The sequence below is a fragment of the Sinorhizobium sp. RAC02 genome, from assembly GCF_001713395.1.
In the GTDB taxonomy this organism is placed as follows: Bacteria; Pseudomonadota; Alphaproteobacteria; order Rhizobiales; family Rhizobiaceae; genus Shinella.
Genome location: NZ_CP016452.1, coordinates 2,135,819 through 2,150,261 on the forward strand (window position 1 = coordinate 2,135,819; position 14,443 = coordinate 2,150,261).

At 63.3% G+C, this 14,443-nt stretch carries 13 protein-coding genes; 2 read left to right on the forward strand and 11 right to left on the reverse strand.

The window, feature by feature from the left end; translation table 11 throughout:
* Positions 1-44 precede the first annotated feature (44 nt).
* Positions 45-1,046 carry an inositol 2-dehydrogenase gene (gene iolG / locus BSY16_RS30935; RefSeq protein ID WP_069063548.1) on the forward strand — a complete coding sequence of 334 codons (1,002 nt, stop codon included), beginning with the start codon at positions 45-47 and terminating at the stop codon, positions 1,044-1,046.
* 44 nt (positions 1,047-1,090) lie between these two features.
* On the opposite strand, the gene BSY16_RS30940 is transcribed toward iolG, so the two are convergent.
* From BSY16_RS30940 to BSY16_RS30975, 8 genes are all read right to left on the reverse strand, one after another.
* On the reverse strand, positions 1,091-2,002 hold the full coding sequence (locus BSY16_RS30940; RefSeq protein WP_069063817.1) for a MurR/RpiR family transcriptional regulator: 912 nt from the start codon (positions 2,000-2,002) through the stop codon (positions 1,091-1,093).
* Positions 2,003-2,198: 196 nt separating this feature from the next.
* Entirely contained in the window at positions 2,199-3,146 is a 948-nt protein-coding gene (locus tag BSY16_RS30945; RefSeq protein ID WP_069063549.1) for a substrate-binding domain-containing protein, read from the reverse strand.
* A 34-nt stretch (positions 3,147-3,180) separates the two neighbouring features.
* A complete protein-coding gene (locus tag BSY16_RS30950; RefSeq protein ID WP_502696023.1) occupies positions 3,181-4,197 on the reverse strand; it encodes an ABC transporter permease in 1,017 nt (338 codons plus the stop codon).
* On the reverse strand, positions 4,194-5,702 hold the full coding sequence (locus tag BSY16_RS30955; protein WP_069063550.1) for a sugar ABC transporter ATP-binding protein: 1,509 nt from the start codon (positions 5,700-5,702) through the stop codon (positions 4,194-4,196). The genes BSY16_RS30950 and BSY16_RS30955 overlap by 4 nt, the downstream gene beginning before the upstream one ends.
* Positions 5,703-5,704: 2 nt before the next feature.
* On the reverse strand, positions 5,705-6,691 hold the full coding sequence (locus BSY16_RS30960) for a hydroxyacid dehydrogenase (RefSeq protein WP_069063551.1): 987 nt from the start codon (positions 6,689-6,691) through the stop codon (positions 5,705-5,707).
* Positions 6,692-7,507, reverse strand: a complete 816-nt coding sequence (locus BSY16_RS30965; protein ID WP_069063552.1) for an HpcH/HpaI aldolase family protein — start codon at positions 7,505-7,507, stop codon at positions 6,692-6,694. It abuts the gene before it with no gap.
* A 10-nt stretch (positions 7,508-7,517) separates the two neighbouring features.
* Positions 7,518-8,954 (reverse strand): NAD-dependent succinate-semialdehyde dehydrogenase, encoded by a 1,437-nt coding sequence (locus BSY16_RS30970; RefSeq protein ID WP_069063553.1) that lies wholly within the window; start codon positions 8,952-8,954, stop codon positions 7,518-7,520.
* A 212-nt stretch (positions 8,955-9,166) separates the two neighbouring features.
* Entirely contained in the window at positions 9,167-10,288 is a 1,122-nt protein-coding gene (locus BSY16_RS30975; protein WP_069063554.1) for a Gfo/Idh/MocA family protein, read from the reverse strand.
* A gap of 115 nt (positions 10,289-10,403) precedes the next feature.
* Here BSY16_RS30975 and iolE point away from each other — a divergent pair, with 115 nt between their 5' ends.
* Positions 10,404-11,303, forward strand: coding sequence for a myo-inosose-2 dehydratase (gene iolE / locus BSY16_RS30980; RefSeq protein ID WP_069063555.1), 900 nt, complete (start codon positions 10,404-10,406; stop codon positions 11,301-11,303).
* A gap of 207 nt (positions 11,304-11,510) precedes the next feature.
* Here iolE and BSY16_RS30985 read toward each other — a convergent pair whose 3' ends face one another.
* From BSY16_RS30985 to BSY16_RS30995, 3 genes are all read right to left on the reverse strand, one after another.
* Positions 11,511-12,287 (reverse strand): ATP-binding cassette domain-containing protein, encoded by a 777-nt coding sequence (locus tag BSY16_RS30985; RefSeq protein WP_069063556.1) that lies wholly within the window; start codon positions 12,285-12,287, stop codon positions 11,511-11,513.
* A complete protein-coding gene (locus BSY16_RS30990) occupies positions 12,287-13,408 on the reverse strand; it encodes an ABC transporter permease (protein WP_171902505.1) in 1,122 nt (373 codons plus the stop codon). The genes BSY16_RS30985 and BSY16_RS30990 overlap by 1 nt, the downstream gene beginning before the upstream one ends.
* A gap of 76 nt (positions 13,409-13,484) precedes the next feature.
* Positions 13,485-14,429 carry a sugar ABC transporter substrate-binding protein gene (locus BSY16_RS30995; protein WP_069063557.1) on the reverse strand — a complete coding sequence of 315 codons (945 nt, stop codon included), beginning with the start codon at positions 14,427-14,429 and terminating at the stop codon, positions 13,485-13,487.
* Between the last annotated feature and the right edge of the window lie 14 nt (positions 14,430-14,443).

The following is a 14,443-nucleotide window of genomic DNA, read 5'->3' on the forward strand; positions in this document are numbered from 1 at the left end:
ATCAAATGCGCAACTTTTTTTGCATCACCATCAGGAGGAAGTTGATGATCAGGATTGCGTTGCTCGGCTGCGGGCGTATCGGGAAGATGCATGCTGCCACGATTGTGCGTTCAAGCAAAGCCGAACTCGCAGCCGTTTACGATCCCGTTTTCGCGGCCGCCGAAGAGGTCGGCCGCCAGTTCGGATGCATGGTTGCCGACAGTGCCGAAGAGGCGATCGCACAGGCCGATGCCGTGCTGATCGCGACCTCCACGCCGACGCATGCGGACCTCATCGAGGCATCCGCAAAAGCCGGCAAGGCCATCTTCTGCGAAAAGCCCATCGACCTGTCGCTGGCCCGGGTCAAGGCCTGCCGCGCGGCGCTGAAGGGTTTCGACAGGCCGATCCAGATCGGCTTCAACCGCCGTTACGATCCGGGTCACCGGGCGGCGCGCGATGCGGCCCGTTCAGGCGAGATCGGCGACATCCGGCAGGTGATCATCACGTCGCGCGACCCCGGTCTCGCGTCGCGCGAATACCTCAAGGCATCCGGCGGCATCTTCAAGGACATGACCATCCACGATTTCGACCTCGCCCGCTTCATGCTGGGCGAAGAGCCCGTCGAAGTCTTCGCCACCGGCAGTGCGCTCATCGACCCGACGCTTGCGGAGCTGAACGATATCGACTCCACCATGGTCGTTCTGCGCACGGAAAGCGGCAAGCTCTGCCACATTAACAACTCCCGTGCGGCGATCTACGGCCATGACCAGCGCGTCGAGATCCTGGGTTCGAACGGAATGCTCATCTCCGGAAACCGCCGCGCGCATGGCCTCGAACGGTTCGGGCCGACCGCGACCGGCGCCGGCGAACCCTTCCTCAACTTCTTCATCGAGCGCTATGCGGAAGCCTATGCGCTGGGGCTGGAATCGTTCATCGACTGCGTCGAAACCAACGCCACGCCGGACGCCACCTTTGAAGACGGCGAAAAGTCCCTCGCGCTCGCCGAGGCCGCAAACCTCTCGCGCGCCGAGCGGCGGTTCGTCAACATCCGCGAAATCGTCGGCTGAGACCCCTGCCCGCCGGTCCAGATGGATATGGCGGGCATTCCTTCTCAGGGCTTGCGGCGCTGGTTTCCCGTCACCGTCGGAATCTGCGGCGAGTCCTTCTTGTCCTCCTGGAGCAGCGCTGCAACCGCGACCGCGATCGCCTGGGTCAGGCACATCGGTGCCGCAAGCGAGCGCGAGAACGAATATTCATCCTCCGGGATCGTGAACAGAACGCTGGCATTCTTCGCAAGTGGAGACAGCTGGCTGTCCGTGATGGCAACCATCGGCGTGCCATTGTGTGCCGCAACGTCGGCGATCGTCACGACTTCCTTGGCATAGTGGCGGAAGGCGATTGCGATCAGTACGTCCTTCTTGCCCATGACCTGCGCCATCTCGGGCGCGAGCCCGCCCGCAGGGTCGAGCAGAATGACCCGTAGCTGAAGCATGGAGAGCACGTAGCGGAGGAATTTCGCGATCGGCTCGGAGCGCAGCTGTCCGGCGATAAAGATCGTGTTCGCGCTCTTTATGACCTTGGCCGCCTTGGACAGGCTTTCCTCGGGCGTAGAGCTCAGCAGTTCCTGAAGCGTTGCAATATCGCGAACGACCAGATCGTGCAGGAAGCCAAGGTTGCCCTTCCGCTTGTTCTTCTCCAGATCGACGTCCAGCGCGCTGATGCGCTCGCGATAACCGGGCGCTGCCGTCGAGAGCCGGGTCTGGAAAACGGCCTGGAGCTGCTTGAAACCGGAAAACCCGAAATTCTGGGCGAAGCGCACAAGGATGGACGGATGGGCGCCGCATTCCTCGGCAATCGCATTGATCGATTTCATCGCGACGACGTTCGGGTTCTGCGTGATGAAGCGGGCAACCTGCTGGAAACGGTCGCTCAAGTCCGGATAGGCTTCCGTGACGAGATTGACGAATGTTTCGTAGTTGGCTGTGCGCGGTGGCGGCTGATCGGACTGTTTTACCCGTGGCATGCAGCGCAACTCCTGAAGCGTGATGTGCAAGAGGCCGCGGCATTCCATACGTGTCTTGCGCGCGGTCCAATCGCCTGATCAGTGCAGTATTGCAAAAATCGACAATCCGCAACGCTTGTCGCGGCAGACCTGTCCAGCCGCCCTTCCAGGGGCGACGATACGGGGTGCGCCCTGACGAGCGCACCACTGTCATTCCTCAATAGGGAGCGTCGGGGAAGTAGTATTCCGCAGCGTTGTCCTTGGTGATCAGCGGGCTGCCGAGCACGTAGCGACCGTTGATCGGAGCCTGCGTGGCGAACTTCATGGTGACGAGTTCGATCGCCGGAATGATCAGCGTCGGCGGGTAGAAGATGTCGGCATCGACCATGTCGTGGCCGTCCATCACCAGCTTGATCACCTTGTTCATGCCGGAACCGCCCAGCACCGTCACGTTCTTGCGCTCCGCCTGCTTGATCGCCTCGATGGCGCCGAGTGCGGCATCGTCGTCGCCAGCCCACACACCGTCGATCTCAGGGAACCGCTGGAGATAGTCCTGCATCACCTCGAAACCCTTGTCCGGGTTCCAGTTGGCGTACTGCATGTCGAGCACTTCGATCTTGGTATCCTTCAGCGCCGCGTTGAAGGCGTCGATGCGGATGTTGTCGATCGCTGTCGGGATGCCGCGCATCACGACGATCTTGCCGCCGTCCGGAAACTTCTTCTTGAAGTATTCGGCCGCCGCCGTGCCATATCGCGGGTTGTCGCCGCCGACATAGAGGTCTTCGATGCCTTCTTCGGCAAGGCCCCGGTCGACGGTCGCGATGAACACACCCTTGGCCTTGGCAGCCTTGACCGGCTCGGTCAGCGGGTCGGATTCGAAGGGCAAGACGACAAGCGCATTGATATTGCGCGCCATCAGATCCTCGATGTCGTTGACCTGCTGCGTGGCGCTCGACGAGGTCGCCAGCACGAAGTCGATGTTCGGGAAGGCTTCCTTCATCCGGTCGATGGTGCGCTTGGTGTGGTAGTTGAGGCCGCCCGTCCAGCCGTGCGTGGCGGCCGGGATCGAGACGCCGATGACGGCGTCGGCAGCGAGCGCCGGCGTCGCAAGGCTAGCGACGACCACAGCACCTGCGGCAAGGATGGATTTCAATCTGTCGAACATTCACTTGTCTCCCTGTTGAAGTGAAAAGAAGGTGTCAGCCCTGCGAACGGTCGCGTTGCAGGAGGACTGCGATGATGATGATCGCCCCCTGGAATGCGCCGTTGAGATAGGGGCTGATGAAGCCGGTGAGGTTGAGGATGTTGCTGATAAAGCCGAGGATCAGCACGCCGACGATCGTGCCCCAGATGCGGCCGAAGCCACCGCTGAGCGCCGTGCCGCCGATGATGACCGCGGCAATCGCCTCCAGTTCCCACATCAGGCCGGTCGAAGGGGTAGCTGCGCCGAGGCGCGGCACGTAGATCACCGTTGCGATGGCCACGCAGAGGCCCTGGATGACATAGGTCAGGATGCGCACGCGGTTGACCGGGATCGCCGAATAGAAGGCGACATGGCGGTTCGATCCGATGGCAGCCACATGCCGGCCGAAGCGCATGCGACGTAGCACCAGTTCGCCGACGACGGCGATAACGCCGAGCACGAGGATCGGCACGGCGATACCGAGGATCTGGCCATAGTAGATCGGGCGTGCGGCATCGCGTAGCGAGAAATCGAGAGAGATGGAGCCGCCATCCGCAAGCCAGGTGATGACCGAGCGGAAGATGCCCATGGCGCCGAGCGTCACGATGAAGGCTTCCACCCGCCCCTTGACGATCATGACCCCGTTGAGAAGACCGGCCGCTGCTCCGACGACAAGGGAGCAGACGATGCCGGCGGCAACGAGTTGCCAGCCCCGCCCGAGCACCTCGGCGGCCGAATTCATGAACATGATCGTCACGCCTGCGACCAGCGCCGAGAGCGAGCCGACGGAAAGGTCGAGCCCGCCCGCCGTAATGACGAAGGTGGCGCCAACCGCGATGATGCCGATGATCGCGCTGCGCGTGAAAACGTTCGAGAGGTTTTCCGCGCCGAGAAAGCTGTCGCTCATCAGGGAACCGATGAGCATCAGCAGGATGAGAGCAATTAGCGGGCCTGCGGCCTCAAAAATACCCGCAAGGGTGCGGCCCGGCGACGCTTTGGCGTTGCCGGCGGATGATGCGGTAATGTCGGTCAATGGCTTGCCTCCTCCTGCGGGGCTTTATCTTCCAGGCCCATGGCAAATCGAATGATGTCGGTCTCGCTGATCGCGTCGCCGGAAAGTTCACCGGCAATGCGGCCGCGCCGCATGACCAGCACGCGGTCGGACAGACCGACGATCTCCTGCATCTCGGACGAGACGACGACGATCGCCTTGCCCTCTGCGGCAAGCGTGGCGATGATCTCGTAGATCTGCTGCTTGGCGCCGATATCGACGCCGCGCGTCGGCTCGTCGAAGACGATGAGATCGGGCTCGACGGCAAGCGTCTTGGCGATCAACACCTTCTGCTGGTTGCCGCCGCTGAGCGCACCGGCCGTGACGTCGAGCCGTCCAGTGCGGATGTCGTAGCGTCCGACGGCCGCTTCGAGATCACGCCGCTCCGCCCGCCGGTCGATCCAGCTCGCGCCGTTGATCGCCCCCTTGGTGAGCGCCACGTTCTGGTCGAGCGACTTGCCGAGCAGCAGGCCCTTGCCCTTGCGGTCCTCCGTAAGGTAGGCGAGTTTCAGCCCCCAGGCCTCACGCGCTGCCGGCAGCTTGCGCGCCTCCCCACGCAGCACGAAGGACCCGCATCGCGCCGGCCGTAGCCCGAACAACGCTTCGAAAAGCTCTGTGCGGCCGGAGCCGACAAGGCCGGAAATGCCGAGCACTTCACCCTCGCGGATATCGAGCGTCGCCTCCTCGACGGTGCCCGGCGATGTGAGGCCGGCGACGCTGAGCAATGCCTTGCGGTCTGCCGCACCGCGCCGGGGTGGATAGATTTCCGCAAGCGGCCGCCCGACCATCGCCTCGGCCATCGCATCCTCGGAAATATCGCTGGTGTTCTCGACGCGCACGATCTGGCCGTCGCGCAGGACCGCAACGCGATCGGCGATATCCTTCACCTCATCAAGGCGGTGCGAGGTGAAGATCACCGAACCGCCCGTCTCGCGGAACGCGCGGATACGGGCGAACAGGTTGCCCGCCTCCGTCGCCGACAACACTGCGGTCGGCTCGTCCATCAGAATGAGTTTCGGCTGGCGGGCGAAGGCCTTGGCGAGCTCGATCATCTGCCAATCCGAGACAGGGAGATCGCGCAACCGCGCTCGAACGGGAGCCACCGAGCCGAGTTCAGCCAGCAAATCGCGCGCCCGTGCCTCCATCGCCTTGCGATCAGTGAAGAGGCCGCGCGTGATTTCCCGGCCAAGAAAGACGTTTTCCGCCACCGTCAGATGCGGCGCCAGGCAGAATTCCTGGTGCACCATGACGATGCCCGCACGCTCGGCGGCATGCAGCGTTGCCGGCGCCGGTGCGCTGTCCAGCAGCATCGTGCCCGAAGACGGCGGCGCCAGCCCCGCGGCAATGCGCATGAGGGTCGACTTGCCAGCGCCGTTTTCACCAACGAGCGCCAGCACCTCACCCGGTTTCACCACGAGATCGATGCCCTTCAGCACCGGCACGATGCCATAGGATTTGGCGATATCGCGAAATACCAGCAGCGCCATGATCAGCTGCCGACCGGAGAAAGACGCGGAGCAATCTCGGCGCGGTTGACGACGAGTGCCGGGTCGAGCGTGCCCCTGAAGAAATCGAGGATATTTGCCGCTGCCGAGATGGCCATGCGCCGCGCACAGGCTTCGGTGAGCCCGGCATTGTGCGGGGACAGCACCACCCGGTCGCAGGCAAGCATGGGGTCGTCATGTGCCGGCGGTTCGGCATCGAGCACGTCGAGGCCGGCCGCGGCAAGGCGCCCCTCGTTGAGCGCGGAAAGCAGCGCCGTTTCATCGATCAGGCCGCCGCGGGCGGTGTTGACGAGAATGGCCGAACGCTTCATCACGGCCAGCTCCGCCGCACCGATCAAAGGCTCGGCGCCGAATTTCGGCACATGCAGCGACACCACGTCGGCACGGGAGAGACCATCGAGCAAGCCGTCCACCGGCGTTGCGCCGGCCGCCGCGATCTGGTCCGCACCCTGGAACTTATCGTAGGCAAGCACCGTCATGCCGAGCGCCGTCGCGATCTGCGCCAGCCGCCTGCCGATGCGGCCGAAGCCGACCACCAGCAATGTGCCCCCATCGAGCTCGTCGGCATCAAGACTGTTGCGGTAATTCCAGTCGCCTTGCCGCATCTTGCGGTCGAAGAGAACGGTGCGGCGCGCGGCCGAGAGCATCAGCATGACGGCGTGCTCTGCCACGGCGCGAGAATTCACATCCCCCACGACGGCAAGCGGTATGCCGCGACCGTTCAGGGCCGCGACATCGACTGAATCGTAGCCGACGCCGTGGCGCGAAACGATCTTGAGGTTCGGCGCATCGGCAACGAACGCCGCCGAAAGTGGCTGGGTTCGGATGAGGAGTGCATCCGCCGTTGCAAGGAACGGCGCGTAGCTTGTCGCGGAAACCTCCTCGACATAGTCGATCGTCACGCCGGGTGCGGTATTGAGGACGGCAAGGCCGTCTGCGTGGATTTTTCCTGCCACCAGGATCCTGGGCATTCAATATCCTCCCGTGTCGATCGTGTTGGCGGGCGCGACTTCCTGCACGAGATCGCGGAATTTTCGCACACTCGCCTCGGCAGCACCTGCGAGGAGACGAACGTCGTTGGTGACCGTCACGAAATCGAAGCCCCAGCCCACCGCTTCCGCCGCATAGTCAGCGGTGCCGTTGTGCAGCGCTGCCCGCTTGCCGGCCTTGTGGGCGGCATGGAGGATCGTCTTGATCGCCTCGATCATCTCCGGCTCGCGGCGATCGAAGCCGGGCGCGTAACGCTTGCCCTGAAGTCCGAGCGTCAGGTCGGCAGGGCCGATATAGACGCCGTCGAGGCCGGGGGTCGCGAGGATATCCTCGAGGTTCTCATAGGCCTGCGCGGTCTCGATCATGGCAAGGCAGATCATTTCGTCGTCGGCTTCCGCGGCGTATCCGGCACCGGCGGAAAACAGTGCCCGGCTGGGGCCGAAGCTGCGCACGCCCGTCGGCGGATAGCGCACATAGGAGACGAGCCGCTCGGCCTCGGCGCGCGTGTTGATCATCGGGCAGATGACGCCATAGGCGCCGGCATCCAGCGCCTTCATGATGTCGGCGGGATCGAGCCAGGGCACGCGCACCAGCGGCGTGACACCGCTCGCCCGCATGGCCTGCAACATCGGCACCGCCCCGTCGTAACCGACAATGCCGTGCTGCATGTCGATGGTGAGCGAATCGTAGCCCTGCGCGGCCATGATTTCGGCACTGAAGGAATTGGCGATGGAGAGCCAGCCGTTGAGGACGGGCTTGCCTTCGGCCCAGCGTTGTTTGACACCGTTCTTGATCATGGCTGCCTCCTCAGACCAGCATTTGCGCGAGCTTGACGTTGGAATAGTCGAGGATGCCCTCGGTGCCGCCTTCGCGACCCATGCCACTCGCCTTGATGCCGCCGAACGGCGCCTCGGCGGCGGCGAGCGCAAAACTGTTGACCCCGACCATGCCCGCCTCCAGCCGCCCCGCCGCCTCACGTGCCCGGCCGGCATCGCGGGTAAAGACGTAAGCGGATAGGCCCATTTCGGAGGCATTCGCCCGCTCGAAAACCTCATCTGTGCTGGAGAACGGCGTGATGGCGACGATCGGGCCGAAGTTCTCCTCGGCGATTGCCTTGGCATCGTCCGGCAGGCCGGTGATGACGGTCGGCTCGAAGAAGAACCCGGCGTTCATATCCGCCGGGCGCCGGCCGCCCGCGAGAATCTTGCCGCCGCGGTCGCTGGCGTCGGCAACGATTTCTTCGATTGCAGCGATGCGCCGCTCGTTGATCAGCGGCCCCACCTGCGTCGCCTCGTCAAGGCCATGGCCGAGTTTTAGCGCGCGGGCGCGGGCAGCAAAGCCTTCGGCGAAGCGATCGTGCAGCGTTTCGTGCACGTAGAAGCGATCGGGCGTCACGCAGACCTGGCCGGCATTGGCGTATTTCGTCGGCACCGCGAGATCGAGCGCCTTATCGAGATCGGCGTCGTCGAAGACGATCATCGGTGCATTGCCGCCGAGTTCCATGCTGATGCGCTTCACCGTCTCGGCGCTGTCGCGGATCATCTGCTGGCCGACGCGCGTCGATCCCGTCAGCGAAACCTTTCGCACGACCGGCGATGCCATGACCGGCTTGTAGGTGTTGCCGGTCGGGCCGACCAGGAGATTGGCGACACCCGCCGGAAGGCCGGCTTCGCGCAGGCAATCGAAAAGGACCATTGCCACGCCCGGCACCTCGACGGAAGGACGGACGATGACGGCGCAACCGGCGGCAAGCGCGGGCGCGACCTTGCGGGCAATCAACGCCGCTGGAAAATTCCACGCGGTAAAGGCCGCGACGACGCCGACGGGCTCATGCGTGACCTCCAGGCGGCCGCCTGGCACGCGGCTTTCGACGATGCGGCCGTAGATGCGGCGGGCTTCCTCCGCGTACCAGCGGAACTGGTCGACGGCGAGCGCCCATTCGCGACCCGCCTGCGCCAGCGGCTTTCCGGTTTCGAGCGTGATCTGGCGTGCAGCCTCGGCCGTGCGCGCCGCCATCACATCGGCCGCCTTGTGCAAATGGTCCGCGCGTGTCCAGGCCGGCATTCTCTTCCACGCGTGGAAAGCCTTGTCCGCAACGCTGATCGCCCTGTTGGTGTCATCGACGCTTGCCACGGGAACGACACCCAGAACGTCGCCATTGCCCGGATCCGTGATTTCAGTCGATGCGCCAGTCGCGGGACCTGACCAGGCACCATCGATGAACAAGCCGTAGGACGCGTACATGTTTCCTCCTCGGATTGCTGATGGAGACCCGATCAGCAACATTCGTTTTCATTATTACAAAGACGCAATTTTAATTGCACGTCAAGCGTAATCGGCGCGATGGACAGCTTGTTCGAGGTGAATGGAGCGCCGGACGCGGTGCCGGCGAGCGCGGCACGAATTGCCGGAAAAACTCCATATGCAATTATTATTGCGCCACCATCGCCCTGCGGTCAATCACCATTCACATCAAGCCATGCGCCGGCGCGCGACGATTGCTGGATCGTCTCCACCAGCGTCTGGATGCGCAGGCCAGCGCGGAAATTGAACGGCTCGGGACGCAAGCCGGCAATCGCCTCCAGATACCCCGCGACCTCGATCGCCTTGAGATCGTTGAAGCCGAGCTGGTGGCCGGGCGCGACGCAGAAGCGGCCGTAGGGCGCATGGTCTGGGCCGGCCTCGATGCGCCGGAAGCCCTGACGACCTCTGGCATCCGCCGTGGAATAGAAGTGAAGCTCATTGAAGCGCTCCTGCGAGAAGGCGAGCGCTCCCTTCGTGCCGTAGACCTCGAAATCGTGCTGCATCTTGCGGCCGGTCGCGATCCAGTTGCCTTCGATGGAGCCGGTCGCACCGTTGGCAAAGCGCAGGAAGGCGCGGCCGACATCATCCGTCTCGACCGGCCGCAAGCCGCCCTTGCCATCGGGGCGGCTCGCAATCATCGTGACGCAGTCGCCCATGACCTTCGTGATCGGTCCCATCAGGAACTCCGCCGTTGCCAGCGCGTGGCTGCCGATATCCGCCAGGGCACCGCCACCGGCAGGATCATGCCGGAACGTGAACGGGCCACTTGCATCGGCCATATAGTCCTCCGCATGGAGGCCACGGTAACCGCGGATGTCGCCAAGTTCCCCGCCCGCGATCATCTCCCGGGCGAGGCTGAGCATCGGGTTGCAAAGATAGTTGAAGCCGACTTGTGTCTTGATGCCGGCCTTCTCCGCCGCTTCGGCCATCGCGCGCGCGTCGCGCGCAAGCGGGGCAAGCGGTTTTTCGCAATAGACGTGTTTGCCGGCGGCGATGGCCGATAGCGCCATCTCCTTGTGCAGCGCATTCGGGGCCGTGATGTCGATGACGTCGATATCGGGATCCGCCACTAGGCTGCGCCAGTCATCCGTGGCACGCTCGAAACCGAAGGCCCCGCGCGCGGCTTCCGCCTGCGCCATGGTCACATCGGCGATCGTGGCGAGTTCCACCTCATAAGGCAGGTCGAACACCCGCTCCGCGGCGGCGAAGCCGAAGACATGCGTCTTGCCCATGAAACCCGACCCGATGAGGCCAAGACGGAGCTTCTTTTTCATTTTCTCTGTTCCCTGGATGATGCGCATTTTGCTCAATGCAATTATCATTGCAAAAATACGAAAGTGTCAATATTTGTTTTTCAGACACTCGAAACCCCTTACCCGGAGCCCAACCATGAAAGCCAAACTCGGCATTGCCCCCATCGCCTGGTGGAACGACGACCTGCCGGAAATCAGCAGCGACATTTCGCTGGAAGGATGCCTTGCCGAGGCCGCGCAAGCCGGCTTTACCGGCATGGAGACCGGACGCCGGTTCCCGATGGACGCGAAGATCCTGCGCCCCATCCTCGACAAGCACGGCATCCAGGTTTGCGGCGGCTGGTTCTCCGGCCTTCTGCTCGATGGCGACATAGAGGCGGAGAAGGACCGGATCGCCGAGCAGATGGCGTTGTTCAAGGCAGTCGACGCTCCCTGCATCGTCTACGGCGAGACGGCCGGCACCATCCAGGGTGACCGCACCGCGCCGCTTGCCACCAAGCGCAAGCTCTCCGAGGACGAGATCAAGGCCTACGGTCGCAAGATGACGGCCTTCGGCGAATGGTGTTCCGACCAGGGCATGCCGATCTCCTATCACCATCACATGGCGGCGCCGATCGAGACCGAGGAAGAACTCGATCTGCTGATGAAACATTCCGGCGAAGGCTTGCCGCTGCTCTTCGATGCCGGCCACATGGCCTTTGCCGGCGGCGACGTCCTGCGCGTCATCGACACGCATCACAGCCGCATCACCCATGTGCACACCAAGGATGTCCGCCTGCCGGTGATCGACGCGCTCGACCGCACGCGCGAAAGCTTCCTCGACGCCGTCATCAAAGGCGCCTTCACGGTTCCCGGCGATGGCAGCCTCGATTTCGAGGCCATCGTCAAGCGCCTCGCCTCCCACGGCTACGAAGGCTGGTTCGTCGTCGAGGCGGAGCAGGATCCCACCCACAATCCACCGCTCGACATGGCGAAGATAGGTCATAAGGAACTCCTCCGCGTCATGGCCGCCGCCGGTTACGAGGTTGTCAGCTGAACTGACAAGCCTCCACCTCCGCCCCTCCTTTGTCATGGTCGGGCTTGACCCGACCATCCATGCCGCGGGCGCGGCGTGGATCCTCGGGTCGAGCCCGAGGATGACGCTGGAGGGGCGAAAAGGCTCACAATCCCTGAAACCAAGCCCTCACATGCGATGCGAAGCACGCCGAATGAACCATCCGGCACGCCAGTTTTAAATTAGCTCTCAGATCGTCCCGCCGAGCGAGGCTTCCAGCAGCGCCAGCTCCTGGCCGCCGGCCATCATGTCCTGCAAGGCTGCCGCATCCACCGTGCCGCGTTCGGCGGTTCCCAGTGTCTGGCCGCGGTTCAGCACCGTGAAGCGATCACCGACAGCTAGAGCGTGACGAACGTTATGGGTGATAAAGACGACGCCGATGCCCTGCTTGCGCACGCGGTCTATCGTGCTCAGCACATTTGCCGTCTGGCGCACGCCGAGCGCGGAGGTCGGTTCGTCGAGGATCAGCACCTTGGCGCCGAAATAGACCGCTCGCGCAATCGCCACCGTTTGGCGCTCGCCGCCGGAGAGCGTGCCGACCGCCTGGTCCGGACCGCGCAGGCTGATACCCATCTTGCGCATTTCCTTGACGGTGATGTCATCGGCCTTGTCCGTATCGAACGTCTTGAACGGCCAGACGCCGCGCTCCGGCTCCCGCCCCATCCAGAAATTGCGGCTGACGCTCATCAGCGGAATCATCGCAAGGTCCTGATAGACCGTAGCGATGCCCGCCGTCATGGCGTCGCGCGGGCTCTGGAACAGGGTCGGCGCGCCTTCCACCAGCACCTCCCCGCCGCTCGGTTTGTAGACACCGGACATGATCTTGATGAAGGTCGATTTTCCCGCACCGTTGTCGCCGAGCAGGCAGTGGCATTCGCCGGCCTTGACGTCGAAGGAGACGCCGGCCAGCGCAATGACATGGCCAAAATGCTTCGTGATGTTTCTCATCTCCACGATGGCGGACATCAGCGTTCTCCCGTGATGATGCGGCGGATGTAGGTGTTCATGATCACGGCCGTCAGCAGGATGACGCCGAGGAACACCCGGAAGAGCGAGCTTTCCGCATTGGCAAAGAACAGGCCCTGCTGCACCACGCCGAAGATGATGGCGCCAAGTGCCGCCCCGATGACGGAGCCGTAGCCGCCGGTGAGCAGCGCGCCGCCGATCACCACGCAGATGATCGCCTCGAACTCTTTCAACAGGCCGCGGTCGGCCGCCGCCGAGCCGAACTCCATCACCTGGCAGGTGGCGAAGACGACGGCGCAGAAGGCGGAGAACATGAACATCAGGATTTTTACGCGATTGACCGGCACGCCGATGTAGCGCGCGGCAAGCGCATCGCCGCCGGCGGCAAAGATCCAGTTACCGAACTTGGTGCGGGTCAGCAGCCAGTGACCGAAGACGACGAGCACGATCGCCCAGACGACGAGCATGGGAATACCGTCAATGACCGGCTGCCCGGCGCGATTACCGCGGGTGAAGGTGGCGATCCAGCCCGCCTCCCCCATCCAGGTGAAGAGCCAGCCTAAAACCTTGCCGCCGAAGACCGGGGCGAGCCAGTCGGTTGCCGCCTTTTCGGCAACGCCGCCGATGATCGTCTGGCGGGTAAAATAGATCGAGCCCCAGATGGTCAACCCGCGCAGGATATAGAGGAAGGCGAGTGTCACGATGAAGGACGGCAGGCCAGTGCGGATGACCAGCCAGCCGTTCACACCGCCAAGCAGGACGCAGAAGACGAAGGTCGCGATGATGGCGAGCCAGAGCGGCACCCCGAGATGGACCGACAGGATGGCCATCATGACACCGGAAAAGCCTATCATCGAGCCGGTGGAAAGATCGAACTCGCCGGCAATCATCAGAAGGCAGGCGCCCACCGCGATGACCATGAACTGGGCCGAAACCACCGTCCAGTTCATCACCCCCTCGGCGGCGAACATGCCGCTGTCACCGGCAATCACCGCAAACAGCAGGAAGACCAGGATGGTGCCGCAGATGCCGCCGAGCTCGGGCCGGATCAGCGCGCGCCTGAGCGGCGAGACGGGTTTGATGCGCTCGTCCTTCAGCGCGTCCGGAATGACGTCCGTCATGAATGCATTTCCTCCCTCAGAAACATTTTTTGGCGCGCACGGGCAATGAGCCGGTGCGCGCCAAAAGTTCGTCAGATCAGCGGTACTGGCCTGCCAGCGACTCGACGAGCGCGATGTTGTCCTTCGTCACGAAGCCAGGGCCGGTGAAGATCGAGTTCGACGGCGTCACACCGTAACCGACATAGTTCGTCAGCACCTGGATCGGGATCGAGCCCTGCAGGAACGGCTGCTGGTCGATCGCGAAGTTGATCGTGCCGTCCTTGATGGCCGCAGAGATTTCTGCGGAGAGGTCGAAGGTGCCGAAATACAGGTCGCCATCGAGGCCCATCTCCTTGACCGCCCGGATCGACGGTTCGGCCGAGTTGGGGCCGAGCGTCAGGATCGCGCCGGTATCGGGATTGGCGGTGAGATAGGCTTTCACCTTGTTCTGAACTTCCGACGGGTCGATGCCGGAATCGACCATCTGGTTGCCGAGTTCCACGCCGATGCCTTCGGCAAAGCCACGGCACCGCTCAACGGAAGCGGGGTTGGTAATGTAGTGGTTCACGCAGAGGAAGCTCTTGATGCCCGCCTCCTTCGCGCGCTTGCCGGCGCCGAGGCCCGCTTCATATTCCGGCTGGCCGACATGCATCAATGCACCGAGCTTCTGGCTTTCTTCCACCGTACCCGAATTGACGGTCACGACTGGAATGCCCTTGGCGACGGCATCCTTGATCGGCCCTTCCAGCACATTGAAATCGGCGATCGTGACGATAATGCCGTCAACGCCGGCCGCCGAGCTCTGCTGCACGAGGCGCGCCATGTCGGCGAGGTCCCCGCTCGGCGGATTACGATATTCGGTCGTAACGCCCATCTGCTCGTTCGTGACCTTGATCGCGTTCTTGATGACGTTGAACCAACTGTCGCTATCCGGGCCGTGGCTGATCCAGACGAATTTCTCGCCATCAGCATTGGCGATACCGGCAAACGCCGTCGTGGCCAGCAGCGCGCCGAGGGCGAGCGATTGCAGAATTTTCTTCATGAACGATTTCCTCC

Coding starts and splice junctions, on each gene's coding strand:
- iolG (WP_069063548.1), top strand. CDS start 45: ATGATCAGGATTGCGTTGCTCGGCTGCGGGCGTATCGGGAAGATGCAT.
- BSY16_RS30940 (WP_069063817.1), bottom strand. CDS start 2,002: ATGCCACGGGTAAAACAGTCCGATCAGCCGCCACCGCGCACAGCCAAC.
- BSY16_RS30945 (WP_069063549.1), bottom strand. CDS start 3,146: ATGTTCGACAGATTGAAATCCATCCTTGCCGCAGGTGCTGTGGTCGTC.
- BSY16_RS30955 (WP_069063550.1), bottom strand. CDS start 5,702: ATGGCGCTGCTGGTATTTCGCGATATCGCCAAATCCTATGGCATCGTG.
- BSY16_RS30960 (WP_069063551.1), bottom strand. CDS start 6,691: ATGCCCAGGATCCTGGTGGCAGGAAAAATCCACGCAGACGGCCTTGCC.
- BSY16_RS30965 (WP_069063552.1), bottom strand. CDS start 7,507: ATGATCAAGAACGGTGTCAAACAACGCTGGGCCGAAGGCAAGCCCGTC.
- BSY16_RS30970 (WP_069063553.1), bottom strand. CDS start 8,954: ATGTACGCGTCCTACGGCTTGTTCATCGATGGTGCCTGGTCAGGTCCC.
- BSY16_RS30975 (WP_069063554.1), bottom strand. CDS start 10,288: ATGAAAAAGAAGCTCCGTCTTGGCCTCATCGGGTCGGGTTTCATGGGC.
- iolE (WP_069063555.1), top strand. CDS start 10,404: ATGAAAGCCAAACTCGGCATTGCCCCCATCGCCTGGTGGAACGACGAC.
- BSY16_RS30985 (WP_069063556.1), bottom strand. CDS start 12,287: ATGTCCGCCATCGTGGAGATGAGAAACATCACGAAGCATTTTGGCCAT.
- BSY16_RS30990 (WP_171902505.1), bottom strand. CDS start 13,408: ATGACGGACGTCATTCCGGACGCGCTGAAGGACGAGCGCATCAAACCC.
- BSY16_RS30995 (WP_069063557.1), bottom strand. CDS start 14,429: ATGAAGAAAATTCTGCAATCGCTCGCCCTCGGCGCGCTGCTGGCCACG.